Source organism: Pseudomonas sp. MF6396 (assembly GCF_002018915.1).
Classification (GTDB): Bacteria; Pseudomonadota; Gammaproteobacteria; order Pseudomonadales; family Pseudomonadaceae; genus Aquipseudomonas; species Aquipseudomonas palmensis.
On the sequence record NZ_MVOK01000007.1, the window covers coordinates 95,548 to 107,763 of the forward strand.

The following is a 12,216-nucleotide window of genomic DNA, read 5'->3' on the forward strand; positions in this document are numbered from 1 at the left end:
ACTCCTGTGACAGCGGCTGTATGGGTGGAAACTAGCACAACGCCCTGGGCGATGGCGGGTTTTGCGGCCGCGACTATGCTCTATAGGTTTGCTTCGCCCCCCCCTCCCCGCGCCCGATCACCAGAGGAACGCTGCAATGAGCAAGAAAGTACTGGTAGTGCTGACCAATACCGCCAGGTATCCGAGCCTCAAGCGCGCCACCGGGCTGTGGCTGGGCGAAGCCGTGCACTTCGTTGCGGTGATCGAGAAGGCCGGCTACAAGGTGGACTATGTGAGCCCCGCCGGCGGCTACGTGCCGATCGACCCGCACAGCCTGAGCATGGCCCCGGACCTGGATTGGCAGTGGTACGACGACAAGGCGTTCATGAACCGCCTGGGCGCCACCCTGGCCCCTGACCAGGTCAAGGCGCAGGACTACCACGCGATCTATTTCACCGGCGGCCACGGGGTGATCTGGGACTTCCCCGACAACACGGCATTGCAGGGCCTGGCGCGCCAGATCTTCGAGGCCGGCGGCGTGGTGGCCTCGGTGTGCCATGGCGCGGTCGGCCTGCTCAACATCAAGCTCAGTGACAACACCCTGCTGCTCAAGGACCGCGAGGTTACCGGGTTCTCCAACGTCGAGGAACAACTGGCCGAACTGGACAAGGTGGTGCCGTTTCTGACCGAGAACGAACTGGCCGCGCGCGGTGGCCTGTACAGCAAGGCCGAGGACCCCTGGCAGGAATACGTGGTGCGCGACCAGCGCGAGGGGCGCCTGATCACCGGGCAGAACCCCGCCTCCTCGGCTGCTGTCGCACGCCAGGTGCTGGCAGTACTGGCCGCATCGAAGGCAGGCTAGCCCCCCGGAGCGTCGACGAATAGCACGGCCAATGTCGTCGCGTCTTACAAGGGCAAACTACGCCCCTCACTTATGCTGAACGGCATCCGCTCAAGATGCCCGCGCGCCCCTGCGGCCCGCTCTGTCAACATAGGTGAATCATGCCCCGTCACAAATTTCGCGCTGGCCGTGTGCTGCTGGAACTGCTGGTCATCCTGTTGATCGGCCTGACCCCTGTGGGGTGCGGCCTGTTGATCATGAGCTGGCAGGTGGAAAAGATGCTGGCCGAGTCGACCCTGGTCTCGATCCAGCACACCCAGCAGGACATCGATCGCATCCTCGACTCGCTGCACAATGCCAGCAACAAGGTGCTCAACCTGGCGGACTTCCCCTGCCCGCGGGCCCTGCCCAGCCTGCGTACCGAAGTGGTGATGCGCCCCGAGCTGCGCTCGCTGGTGCTGGTGCGCGAGAACCGGGCCTACTGCAGCACGGTGCACGGCGAATACCAGCTGCTGGTCGACCCGGGCAGCTTCTTCAACCAGCGCCTGCGCCTGGAGCCGGGCAACGATGTGACCCCGGACTCGGCCATCCTGTATTACCGCCTGCAGGAGTACCCGCTCGGCGTGCTGGCCCTGGTCGACGCCAAGACCCTGCAAGCCACGATGCAGCGGGTAAAGACCAGCGCCAATCTGGTGCTGCAGTTCGGTGACGATTACCTGTGGAGCGAGGGCAGCACCTTCGACGACGTGCTGCCCGATCACTCCGAACAGCATGTCCGCGTGCTGTCCGCCAGTTACGGGTACACCATCCATGGCGGCTACCCGGACGGCCATATCTGGCAGGCGATGCTGTCCAACGCCCAGGCCATCATCCCGTCGTTGCTGCTGGTGGGCGTCATGACCTCGGCAGCGGTGTACTGGACGCTGTTTCGCAACCGCCGCGCGCCATCGGTGCGTCGTTACGGTTGAGGCCGGCGCAGGCACAAAAAAAGGCCATCGAGGCATGCTCGATGGCCTTTTTGCATACGCGCCGCGTTTATTCGGCGGTCAGTACACCGCGGCGAACCTGGTCGCGCTCGATGGATTCGAACAGGGCCTTGAAGTTGCCCTCGCCGAAGCCGTCGTCACCCTTGCGCTGGATGAACTCGAAGAACACCGGGCCCATCAGGGTTTCGGAGAAGATCTGCAGCAGCAGGCGCTTGTCGCCCGCCTCGGACGAGCCGTCCAGCAGAATGCCCCGCGACTGCAGCTCGCCCACCGGCTCGCCGTGGTTCGGCAGACGGCCTTCGAGCATTTCGTAGTAGGTGTCCGGCGGTGCGGTCATGAAACGCATGCCGAGCTTTTTCAGCGCGTCCCAGCTCTTGATCAGGTCGTCGGTGAGGAAGGCGACGTGCTGGATGCCCTCGCCGTTGAACTGCATCAGGAACTCTTCGATCTGACCGGCGCCCTTGGAGGACTCCTCGTTCAGCGGGATACGGATCATCGCGTCGGGGGCGGTCATGGCCTTGGAGGTCAGGCCGGTGTACTCACCCTTGATGTCGAAGTAGCGGATCTCGCGGAAGTTGAACAGCTTCTCGTAGAAGCCGGCCCAGTAGGCCATGCGCCCGCGATACACGTTGTGGGTCAGGTGGTCGATGATCTTGAGGCCGGCGCCGACCGGGTTGCGGTCCACGCCTTCGATCCACTTGAAGTCGATGTCGTAGATCGAGCTGCCTTCCTCGAAGCGGTCGATCAGGTACAGCGGCGCGCCGCCGATACCCTTGATCGCCGGCAGGCGCAGTTCCATCGGCCCGGTCTCGATCTCGACCGGCTGGGCACCCAGCTCCAGGGCACGGGCATAGGCTTCATGGGCATTGCGCACACGGAAGGCCATGCCGCACACCGACGGACCATGCTCGGCGGCAAAGTAGGACGCCACGCTCTTGGGTTCGTTGTTCAGGATCAGGTTGATGCCGCCCTGACGGTACAGGTGCACGTCCTTGGAGCGGTGGCTGGCGACCTTGGTGAAGCCCATGATCTGGAAGATCGGCTCCAGGGTACCCGGGACGGGTGCGGCCAGTTCAATGAACTCGAAGCCCATCAGGCCCATCGGGTTTTCGAAGATATCTGCCATGTTCGTTTCCTCATCATCAAAGCGTTCAAATCACAGGGGTAGCTTGCTGTCGATGTGGAGCGAACGTGGCGGCGCGCAGGAGATGCCCCTCACACTGCGGGCGAGGTAGTCACCATAAATCAGTTTGAACCCATGACACTTCATATGGGACCTATTCTCGGCCGTCTGATCCTCCAGTGGCGAAGGACCTTATTATTGTATGCGTAACGCGATTCTACAGGGCGTAAGAAAAATTGTAAGTACTTTAGTGCCCGGGCCTGCCGACAGCGGCAGCCTCCCCTGCAGTACATCAGGCTGACGCCTCAGCTGTATACAGGCCGATGAACGGCTATGCTGTGCGCTCGGGGTACCAGGGAAACCCTGCCCTTGAAATCATCCGCGCTCATCCCGCACAGGTAGCCACCATGCCCCTCACGAAAAAACGCCCCGGTCGCTGGACCCTGCGAGCCCTGCTGCCATGGCTGGTGGGGGCGATACCGGTGGTGTCCGGCGTGCTGATCATGCACTGGCAGGCACAGCGTGAGCTCGAGGCCAGGGCCGCGAACACGGCCGCCCTGGTCACCGGGCACTTCGATCGCATCCTCGACAACATCGCCGGCGCCGCCCAGGCCCTGTTGCCCCTGACCCGCCAACCCTGCGCAGAGGCCACACTGGCGCTGCGCGAACAGGTGACACGCGGCTCGTTCGTGCGCTCCAGCAACCTGTTTCGTGACAATGACCTGTACTGCAGTTCGCTGTTTGGCAACTTCAGCGAGCCGGTGGATGCCAAGGACTATGTCGATGGCAGCCTGTGGCTGATGAACGGCAACTCGGTGACGCCCGGCCATGCACTGCTGGCCTACCGGCTCAGCAAGGGCAACGACGGCGCCATCACCACCGTCGATGGCGACCACCTGAGCAGCGCCCTGGAGCTGCTCGACCAGGGCACCACCCTGGTGCTGCAGGTAGGCCCCAACTGGATGGGCGAAGACGGCGTGGTGCACCAGGGCCCGCCCCCGGTGTTTGCCGTGGCGCCGACGCAGCAGGCCTCGCAGCGCTATCGTTTTTCGGTGCACAGCGGTTATGCCGCTGGCGAGCCCTGGCGCCTGATGCGCGCCGAGTACCCGGGGCTGTTCGGCCTGGTGACCCTGCTGGGCGTGATGGCCGGCGCGGCCTGCCGCTGGCAGCTGCGCAGGGCCAGTTCGCCACGGGTGGAGCTGCAACGGGCACTGGAGGCCGACGAGTTCATCCCGTACTTCCAGCCGGTGGTGCGCGAGGGTGACTACCGCTGGGCCGGCGCCGAGGTGCTGATGCGCTGGCAGCACCCGCGCGAAGGCATGGTGCGCCCTGACCTGTTCATTCCCTATGCCGAGCACAGCGGCCAGATCGTGCCCATGACCCGGCGCCTGATGCAGCGCGTGGCCGAAGGCCTGGCGCCCCACGCCCAGACCTTTGGCGACGGCTTTCATGTGGGCATCAACATCACTGCCGATCACTGCCAGGACATGGCCCTGTATGACGACTGCCGCGATTTTCTCGCCGCCTTCCCGCCTGGCCGGGTGATCCTGACCCTGGAGCTGACCGAGCGCAAGCTGGTGGTACCCAGCGACACCACCGAGCAGCTGTTCGCAAGGCTGCAGGCCCTGGGGGTGATGATCGCCATCGATGACTTCGGCACCGGCCAGTCGAGCCTGGGCTACCTGCGCCAGTTCAAGGTCGACTACCTGAAGATCGACCAGAGCTTCGTGGCCATGATCGGCGTCGATGCCCTGTCGCTGCATATCCTGGACAGCATCATCGAGCTGTCGGGCAAGCTGGGCCTGGGCATTGTCGCCGAGGGCGTGGAGACCATCGCCCAGCGCGACTACCTGGCCCGGCACCGGGTGGACTTCCAGCAGGGCTACCTGTTCGCCCGGCCGATGCCGTTGGCCGAGTTCGTGGCTGCATTGGGCACACAGCCGGTTGCCCAGGTGACGCGCCCCTGAGATCATGCGCGCTCACCACTTCCCTACCCCTTCGTGCTCCCGAGGCCCCCTTGTCCAGAGGCATCGTTTCATCGGTCATGGCGTCGTGTCTGTTCGCCCTGATGTACTACTACACCTCCCTGCTCACCCCCCTCGACGGCGAGGAGATCTTCGGTTGGCGCATGCTGCTGACCCTGCCGTGCATCACGCTGTTCATGCTGCTGTCCAAGGACTGGCCACTGGCAATCGGCGTACTGCAGCGCATCCGGCGCAACCCGCTGCTGTTGCTGGGGCTGGTGGGTACCTCGACATTGATGGGTCTGCAGCTGTGGGTGTTTCTGTGGGCACCGCTGCACGGGCGCAGCATGGAGGTGTCGCTGGGGTACTTCCTGCTGCCGCTGACCATGGTGCTGACCGGGCGGGTGGTGTATGGCGAGCGCCTGTCACGCCTGCAGAAGGTCGCCGTGGCCTGCGCCGTGGTGGGGGTGGGGCATGAACTGATACGCCATGGCTCGTTCGCCTGGGAAACCCTGCTGGTGGCCGGCGGCTACCCGTTCTACTTCATCTTGCGGCGCAAGTTGCGCACCGATCACCTGGGCGGGCTGTGGGCCGACATGTGCCTGATGATGCCGCCCTCGGTGTACTTCATCGTGCAGGGCCCGCTGAGCGCAGCCGACCTGCTGGCCCACCCGCAGCTCTACGTGCTGATTCCGATCCTGGGCGTGATCAGCGCCCTGGCGCTGGTCACCTACGTGATGGCCAGCCGTCTGCTGGCGTTCAGCCTGTTCGGCCTGCTCAGCTATGTGGAACCGGTGCTGCTGGTGGCGGTGGCCCTGATCCTGGGCGAGAGCATCGCCCCGGACCAGTGGCTGACCTACCTGCCGATCTGGCTGGCAGTGGTGGTGCTGGTGCTCGAGGGGGTCAGGCACCTGCTGCGTCAGCGGCGGCGTTCGGTGTAAGCCGTACCTGCCGCACCCGGCGCTCCTGCACGGCCTCGACGGTCATCAGCCAGTCGCCCCAGGTCAGTTGATCGCCCACCCGCGGCAGGCGGTCGAGCAGGCTCATGACCAGGCCGGCGAGGGTCTGGTAGTCCTCGGTGGGCTTGGCCGCAAAGCCGATCTGCGCCTGGATCTGGCGCAGGTTCAGCGCGCCGTTGACCAGGTAGCCGTCCGGCGCCTGCACGATGCCCGGCCCTTCTACTTCACTGGCATCGGGCAGCTCGCCGGCGATGGACTCGAGGATGTCGGTCATGGTCAGCACGCCGGTGAAGTCGCCGAATTCGTTGACCACGAAGGCGATGTGGGTCGACTGGCTGCGCATCTGCTCCAGCGCGTTGAGGATGCTGAAACTCTCCAGCAGGTTCAGCGGCGTGCGCGCCAGGCGCTCCAGGTCCGGCTCGTGACCGGCCAGCAGCTCCCTGAGCAGCTCCTTCTTGTGCACGAAGCCCAGCGGCTCCTCCACCCGCCCCTGGCGAATCAGCGGCAGGCGCGAGTAGGACGAATGCATCAGCGCGGTACGGATCGCCTCCGGCGGTTGCGCCAGGTCGATGAAGTCGACTTTGGCGCGCACCGTCATCAGCGTTCTGATGGGGCGTTCGGCCAGGTTCAGCACGCCGCTGATCATCACCCGTTCGCGGCGGTCGAACAGCACCTGTTCATCGCCATCCTCGACCAGGTCGGCGATGTCCTCACCCACCTCGTCGGCCTGCAACCGGCGCCCACCCAGCATGCGCATCACCGCGTGGGCGGTGCGCTCGCGCAATGGCCGGTGCTGTTGCAGGCTGCGCTTGCGCCGGGCGCGGGCCAGCTGGTTGAACAGCTCGATCAGGATCGAGAAGCCGATTGCCGCGTACAGGTACCCCTTGGGTATATGAAAGCCCAGGCCCTCGGCGGTGAGGCTGAAGCCGATCATCATCAGAAAGCCCAGGCACAGCATGATCACCGTGGGGTGGGCATTGACGAAGCGGGTCAGCGGCTTGCTCGCGACGATCATGATGCCGATGGAGAAGATCACCGCGATCATCATGATCGACAGGTGCTCGACCATGCCCACGGCGGTAATCACCGCGTCCAGCGAGAACACTGCATCGAGTACCACGATCTGCGCCACGATCGGCCAGAACGCCGAATGGCGCGCCGGGCCCTGATGGTGGGCGACATGCCCTTCGAGACGCTCGTGCAACTCCATGGTGGCCTTGAACAGCAGGAACACACCGCCGAACAGCATGATCAGGTCACGGCCCGAGAAGCTCTTGTCGAACACCTCGAACAGCGGCGCGGTCAGCGTCACCATCCACGAGATGCTGGCCAGCAGGCCCAGGCGCATGATCAGCGCCAGCGACAGGCCGATCACCCGCGCGCGGTCGCGCTGATGGGGCGGCAGCTTGTCGGCGAGAATCGCGATGAACACCAGGTTGTCGATACCCAGTACCAGCTCGAGCACGATCAGCGTGGCAAGGCCCAGCCAGGCCGTGGGGTCGGCTAGCCATTCCATGGGCAGGTACTCAGGCGGGAAACGTCACGGGGACGGGAAAGGGAGGATGGCCAGGACGGCCGGGTACTGGGAGGCTCCGAGAACGAAGTCATATCAACCTTGGGTCAATTAGGGACGGTGATCCTACAATTTCAGCTGACTTTTCTCACAGCGTGAAATTATTTCAATCTGTGGCAAAACACGCGCTGCGGCACAGGGCAATTTCCTTCAATACCCCACCGACCTTCCCGCCTACCCTCGCTGCACCCTCCCCCTCAAGGATCTGCCGCATGAGCCTCAGCCTTTCCATGGCCGCCTTCGCCCTGGCCGCCTCCATTTCCCCTGGCCCGGTCAACATCGTTGCCCTGGGCGCCGGCGCACGGCATGGCTTGCGCCCGGCCATGCGCCACGTTACCGGCGCCACCCTGGGGTTCATCCTGCTGCTGGTACTGATCGGCCTGGGCCTGCATGAGGTGCTGCGCCACTGGCCAGGCCTTGCCGTTGCCCTGCACTGGGCCGGGGTGCTGTTTCTGCTGTACATGGCATGGAAACTGGCCCGCGACGACGGCGCGCTCGGTGAAGGGCGTGATACCCACGCACCCAGCCTGCTGCGCGGCGCTGCCATGCAATGGCTCAACCCCAAGGCCTGGCTGGCCTGCGTGGCGGGCATCGGCGCCTTCGTGGGCCAGGGCGAAACCGCCCTGCTGGGCCAGTTCAGCCTGATCTACCTGGTGATCTGCTACCTCTCGCTGGGCAGCTGGGCGCTGGCCGGCAGCCTGATCCGCAGCTACCTCGACAACCCGCGGCGCCTGCGCCTGTTCAATCGCAGCCTGGCCGCCCTGCTGGTGCTGAGTGCGCTGTACCTGATGCAGGGGTCTGTATGAAAAAGACGAAGGTCAGGCTGTTTTCAACCCAGCATCACCAAGTATCAAGGCTTTTCGTACAGCGCCTAGGCTGAGCGGTAATGCCCGGGCGTCGCAGCCAGGTGCTGCTTGAATGCCCGTTGCAGATGCGCCTGGTCGGCAAACCCGGCCTCCAGCGCCACCTCGGCGATCAGCCGGCCCTGGCGCAACTGGGCGCGGGCGTACTGCACGCGGCAGTCCAGCACAAAGCCGTGCGGGGTCAGGCCGTAATGCTGTTTGAAGGTGCGGATCAGATACGAGGTGGATAAGCCGGCGGCCTGGCTGATGTCTTCGAGCTTGAGCGGTTCGGTGCAATGTGCGCGAATGAATGCCGCCGCCCGCTCCAGGCGCGCATCCGGCCTGGCCAGCGGCGGTGGCGCTGCCTCCAGCTGCTGGCGCAGGTCGCCGAAGAACGCTTCGGCAGCCGCCGCCTTGCACGTCGCGCCACGCTGGTTGTCGATGAGCACGTCGTACAACTGCAACAGGGCCTCGAACAGGGCCGGGGCGGTACTCAGGGTGGCAGCGACCGGTGCGAAGCCAAGCCGGGTCAGCCACGGCATGTCCACGTACAGCATCAGGTACGACCACGGCTGGTCGGCGATCGGGTTGCAGGCGTGCACCACACCGGGGTTCATCATCACCACCGTGCCGGTCTCGACCTCGCGCCAGGTGTGCCCGCTGAGGTAGGAGCTGCGCCCGGCAGTGATCGCACCGATGGAGAACCCGGCATGGGAATGGCGCGCATAGCAGACCTTGCGACCGTCTGCGACCCCGCGCGCCTCGATGAAGGGCAACGCCGGGTCACGCCAGAAATACGAGGTGGTGGTCATCGCGTGCGGGCCTGTGGGCAGTGGAACAACGCGCACTCTATCAGGCTTCAAGGCGTGCCACTGCCCCTTGCGCACCGCTCGTCGCCGCTTGCGCGCCCTGATAAGCTGCCGCGCAGACCGTTCAAGGAAGACCCGCATGAGCAGCAAGCGCTTCACCGAAACCAGCAAATTTCTCAGCTACGTGCTGCGTCACGCCCCCGAATCCATCGATCTGCAACTGGACAGCGAAGGCTGGGGCGATGTCGATGCACTGATTGCCGGCGCCGCCCGCCAGGGCCGCGCGCTGGACCTGGCGCACCTGCAGGCGGTGGTGGCCAGCAGCGACAAGAAACGCTTCGGCCTGTCGGACGATGGCCGCAGGATTCGCGCCGTACAGGGGCACTCGACAGCGACGGTCGAGCTCCAGTACGCGCCCAAGGCGCCGCCTGCCGAGCTGTACCACGGTACGGCAACGCGCTTTCTCGACTCGATTGCCCAACAGGGCCTGATCGCCGGCAACCGTCACCACGTGCACCTGTCCCACGACCCTGCCACGGCCATTGCGGTCGGCCAGCGTTACGGCTCACCGGTACTGCTGCACATCGATGCAGCGGCAATGCACGCCCAGGGCCTGGCGTTCTTCCAGGCCGACAATGGCGTATGGCTGACGGCCCACGTGCCGGTGGCGTTCATTCGACAGCCCGGTTAAACCGGCGAATCGGCGTCGTGCACCACCACCAGCAACTGCGCCTGCACCGCCCCGACCGAGCGTAGCCGGTGCGGTGTCTGGGCATTGAAGTGCAGCGCATCGCCGCGCTCGAGCAACACCCGCTCGTGCATGAAGTCCACTTCCACCTGCCCTTCGTGCACGAACAGGAACTCTTCGCCCAGGTGCTCCTTGAACGTCGAGTCGCTGAAGTCCGCCGGCGGGCAGATGATGAACGGCAGCAGGCTGCGCTGGCCGATATGCTGGGCCAGCACCGCGTAGCCCGGCCCTTCGGCGCTGCCGGACAACGCCTGGCGTTCACCCCGGCGTACCAGGCTGTAGCGCGCCTGCGCAGGCTGGTCTTCGGCGAACAGTTCTTCCACGTTCACGTTCAACGCCCGCGCCAGTTTCAGCGCCGCCGCAATCGAAGGCGTGTTCAGACCCCGCTCCACCTTGGACAGGTAGCTCTTGGTCATGGCCGTTTTCTCGGCCAGCGTCTCAAGCGTCAGCCCAAGTTTTTTTCTTAATACTTTCAATCGGATAGACATTTAACGCCGCTATTCCCGGTGCAATGGGCAACCTTTCCCTTGCCAATGACACTTTGTGTCATATAGCCTTGTTTGTGTCATGAGGTTGACCACCCCGCTCACCTTTCAAGCAACCGGGGCGGGCCAGCCCTGACGTCCGATCCGCCACCGAGGAAACCCCAATGGCCAAGACATTAGCACTCCCCAAGGACCAACTGGTCAAGCAGGCCCTGGAACAGATGCAGGGCTCGCTTGCCGATAATACGTGGACTGTGCGTGAAAAGCTGGCGCTGACCTGCCGAATCCTGTTCGACAACGGCCACGACTCCGGCCTGGCCGGGCAGATCAGTGCCCGCGGCCCGCAACCGGGCACCTTCTACACCCAGCAACTGGGGCTGGGCTTCGATGAAATCACCGCCAGCAACCTGCTATTGGTCAACGAGGACCTGGAGGTGCTCGAAGGCAGCGGCATGCCCAACCCGGCCAATCGCTTTCACAGCTGGGTGTACCGCGCACGCCCGGATGTGAACTGCATCATCCACACCCACCCGACCCACATCGCCGCATTGTCGATGCTCGAGGTACCGTTGCAGGTGTCGCACATGGACCTCTGCCCGCTGTACGAAGACTGCGCGTTTCTCGAAGGCTGGCCCGGGGTGCCGGTGGGCAACGAGGAAGGCGAGCTGATCAGCGCGGCGCTGGGCGACAAGCGCGCCATCCTGCTGTCGCACCACGGCCAGCTGTCGACCGGCGCCAGCATCGAGGAAGCCTGTGTGATCGCGCAGTTGATCGAGCGCGCGGCGCGCCTGCAGTTGCTGGCGATGTCAGCCGGCCAGATCAAGCCCATCGAGCCGGTGCTGGGGCGCGAAGCGCACGACTGGATCGCCCGCCCCAAGCGCCACGGCGCGGCGTTCGCCTACTATGCCCGGCAGTGCCTGCGTCAGCATGCCGATTGCCTGAACTGAACCTGTTTTCTGCGGAGTGTTTTTCATGTCCACGACTTTTCACGGCATCATCGGCTACACCATCACCCCGTTCAGCGCCGACGGCACCCAGCTCGACCTGACGGCCCTTGGCCGCTCCATCGATCGGCTGATCGAAGGTGGGGTACAGGCCATCGCGCCCCTGGGCAGCACGGGCGAAGGCGCCTACCTGAGCGACCGCGAGTGGGACCAGGTGGCCGAGTTCAGCCTGGCGCACATTGGCGGGCGGGTACCGACCATTGTCAGCGTCTCGGACCTGACCACCGCCAGCGCCATGCGCCGCGCGCGCTTTGCCGAGGCCCATGGGGCAGATGCGGTGATGGTATTGCCGGCGGCCTACTGGAAGCTGAGCGAGGCCGAGATCCTGCAGCACTACCAGAGCATCGGCGACTGCATCGGCGTGCCGATCATGCTCTACAACAACCCGGCCACCAGCGGCACCGACCTGTCGGTGGAGCTGATCATGCGCATCGTGCGCCAGGTCGAGAACGTGACCATGGTCAAGGAGAGTACCGGCGACATCCAGCGCATGCACAAGCTGCAGCAGTTGGGCGAAGGCCAGGTGCCGTTCTACAACGGCTGCAACCCGTTGGCCCTGGAAGCGTTCGTGGCCGGTGCCACGGGCTGGTGCACGGCGGCAGCCAACCTGATTCCGGCGCTCAACCAGCAGCTGTACCAGGCCGTGATGGGTAACGACCTTGAGGCGGCGCGGGCGCTGTTCTACCGGCAGTTGCCATTGCTGGAGTTCATCCTCAAGGGCGGCTTGCCAGCGACGGTGAAGGCAGGGTTGGCGTTGACCGGGCTTGAGGTGGGCGAGCCGCGCAGGCCGGTGTTCGGGCTGGATGACGCCGGGCGTGAGCGGTTGCGCGGGTTGCTCGAACAGATGGGGTAAGGCCTTATCACGGCCTCAGCGCACGGTATCGCCACGGCCAACAGGGCATG

12 protein-coding genes are annotated in these 12,216 nt (G+C 64.8%); 8 read left to right on the plus strand and 4 right to left on the minus strand.

Translation table 11 applies throughout. The annotated features are described in order from the left end of the window. Positions 1-136 precede the first annotated feature (136 nt). Entirely contained in the window at positions 137-841 is a 705-nt protein-coding gene (locus MF6396_RS09345; RefSeq protein WP_078480157.1) for a type 1 glutamine amidotransferase domain-containing protein, read from the plus strand. A gap of 140 nt (positions 842-981) precedes the next feature. Beyond that, complete coding sequence (locus MF6396_RS09350) at positions 982-1,788, plus strand: CSS-motif domain-containing protein (RefSeq protein ID WP_078480158.1); 807 nt, start codon at positions 982-984, stop codon at positions 1,786-1,788. A 67-nt stretch (positions 1,789-1,855) separates the two neighbouring features. Here MF6396_RS09350 and hppD read toward each other — a convergent pair whose 3' ends face one another. Next, entirely contained in the window at positions 1,856-2,932 is a 1,077-nt protein-coding gene (hppD, locus tag MF6396_RS09355; protein ID WP_054915379.1) for a 4-hydroxyphenylpyruvate dioxygenase, read from the minus strand. Positions 2,933-3,336: 404 nt separating this feature from the next. On the opposite strand from hppD, the gene MF6396_RS09360 reads away from it, so the two are divergent. Both MF6396_RS09360 and rarD read left to right on the plus strand, forming a co-directional pair. Next, the gene (locus MF6396_RS09360) at positions 3,337-4,896 is read left to right on the plus strand and encodes an EAL domain-containing protein (RefSeq protein WP_177346321.1); all 1,560 of its coding nucleotides are present in this window, start codon (positions 3,337-3,339) and stop codon (positions 4,894-4,896) included. Between the two features lie 50 nt (positions 4,897-4,946). Continuing rightward, positions 4,947-5,834, plus strand: a complete 888-nt coding sequence (rarD, locus tag MF6396_RS09365; RefSeq protein WP_043862930.1) for an EamA family transporter RarD — start codon at positions 4,947-4,949, stop codon at positions 5,832-5,834. On the opposite strand, the gene MF6396_RS09370 is transcribed toward rarD, so the two are convergent. After that, the gene (locus MF6396_RS09370) at positions 5,797-7,368 is read right to left on the minus strand and encodes a TerC family protein (protein WP_043862931.1); all 1,572 of its coding nucleotides are present in this window, start codon (positions 7,366-7,368) and stop codon (positions 5,797-5,799) included. The genes rarD and MF6396_RS09370 overlap by 38 nt on opposite strands. A 269-nt stretch (positions 7,369-7,637) precedes the next feature. Here MF6396_RS09370 and MF6396_RS09375 point away from each other — a divergent pair, with 269 nt between their 5' ends. Then, positions 7,638-8,231: a LysE family translocator gene (locus tag MF6396_RS09375; RefSeq protein ID WP_054915382.1), complete on the plus strand. Its 594-nt coding sequence runs from the start codon at positions 7,638-7,640 to the stop codon at positions 8,229-8,231. Positions 8,232-8,296: 65 nt separating this feature from the next. On the opposite strand, the gene MF6396_RS09380 is transcribed toward MF6396_RS09375, so the two are convergent. Continuing rightward, positions 8,297-9,079: an AraC family transcriptional regulator gene (locus MF6396_RS09380; RefSeq protein WP_078480159.1), complete on the minus strand. Its 783-nt coding sequence runs from the start codon at positions 9,077-9,079 to the stop codon at positions 8,297-8,299. A gap of 136 nt (positions 9,080-9,215) precedes the next feature. Here MF6396_RS09380 and MF6396_RS09385 point away from each other — a divergent pair, with 136 nt between their 5' ends. Beyond that, positions 9,216-9,767 carry an RNA 2'-phosphotransferase gene (locus MF6396_RS09385; protein WP_078480160.1) on the plus strand — a complete coding sequence of 184 codons (552 nt, stop codon included), beginning with the start codon at positions 9,216-9,218 and terminating at the stop codon, positions 9,765-9,767. On the opposite strand, the gene MF6396_RS09390 is transcribed toward MF6396_RS09385, so the two are convergent. Next, positions 9,764-10,312: a helix-turn-helix domain-containing protein gene (locus MF6396_RS09390; protein WP_043862935.1), complete on the minus strand. Its 549-nt coding sequence runs from the start codon at positions 10,310-10,312 to the stop codon at positions 9,764-9,766. The genes MF6396_RS09385 and MF6396_RS09390 overlap by 4 nt on opposite strands. Positions 10,313-10,473: 161 nt before the next feature. Between MF6396_RS09390 and MF6396_RS09395 the strand changes: the two genes are divergently transcribed. Further along, positions 10,474-11,256 (plus strand): aldolase, encoded by a 783-nt coding sequence (locus MF6396_RS09395; RefSeq protein ID WP_043862936.1) that lies wholly within the window; start codon positions 10,474-10,476, stop codon positions 11,254-11,256. A gap of 25 nt (positions 11,257-11,281) precedes the next feature. After that, positions 11,282-12,166 (plus strand): dihydrodipicolinate synthase family protein, encoded by an 885-nt coding sequence (locus MF6396_RS09400; protein WP_078480161.1) that lies wholly within the window; start codon positions 11,282-11,284, stop codon positions 12,164-12,166. The last annotated feature ends 50 nt before the right edge of the window (positions 12,167-12,216 follow it).

What these genes read in the sequence shown, in the direction of transcription:
- MF6396_RS09380 (WP_078480159.1), bottom strand. Translation starts at nt 9,079, where the DNA reads ATGACCACCACCTCGTATTTCTGGCGTGACCCGGCGTTGCCCTTCATC.
- MF6396_RS09350 (WP_078480158.1), top strand. Translation starts at nt 982, where the DNA reads ATGCCCCGTCACAAATTTCGCGCTGGCCGTGTGCTGCTGGAACTGCTG.
- MF6396_RS09370 (WP_043862931.1), bottom strand. Translation starts at nt 7,368, where the DNA reads ATGGAATGGCTAGCCGACCCCACGGCCTGGCTGGGCCTTGCCACGCTG.
- MF6396_RS09375 (WP_054915382.1), top strand. Translation starts at nt 7,638, where the DNA reads ATGAGCCTCAGCCTTTCCATGGCCGCCTTCGCCCTGGCCGCCTCCATT.
- MF6396_RS09395 (WP_043862936.1), top strand. Translation starts at nt 10,474, where the DNA reads ATGGCCAAGACATTAGCACTCCCCAAGGACCAACTGGTCAAGCAGGCC.
- hppD (WP_054915379.1), bottom strand. Translation starts at nt 2,932, where the DNA reads ATGGCAGATATCTTCGAAAACCCGATGGGCCTGATGGGCTTCGAGTTC.
- MF6396_RS09385 (WP_078480160.1), top strand. Translation starts at nt 9,216, where the DNA reads ATGAGCAGCAAGCGCTTCACCGAAACCAGCAAATTTCTCAGCTACGTG.
- MF6396_RS09345 (WP_078480157.1), top strand. Translation starts at nt 137, where the DNA reads ATGAGCAAGAAAGTACTGGTAGTGCTGACCAATACCGCCAGGTATCCG.
- MF6396_RS09390 (WP_043862935.1), bottom strand. Translation starts at nt 10,312, where the DNA reads ATGTCTATCCGATTGAAAGTATTAAGAAAAAAACTTGGGCTGACGCTT.
- MF6396_RS09360 (WP_177346321.1), top strand. Translation starts at nt 3,337, where the DNA reads ATGCCCCTCACGAAAAAACGCCCCGGTCGCTGGACCCTGCGAGCCCTG.
- MF6396_RS09400 (WP_078480161.1), top strand. Translation starts at nt 11,282, where the DNA reads ATGTCCACGACTTTTCACGGCATCATCGGCTACACCATCACCCCGTTC.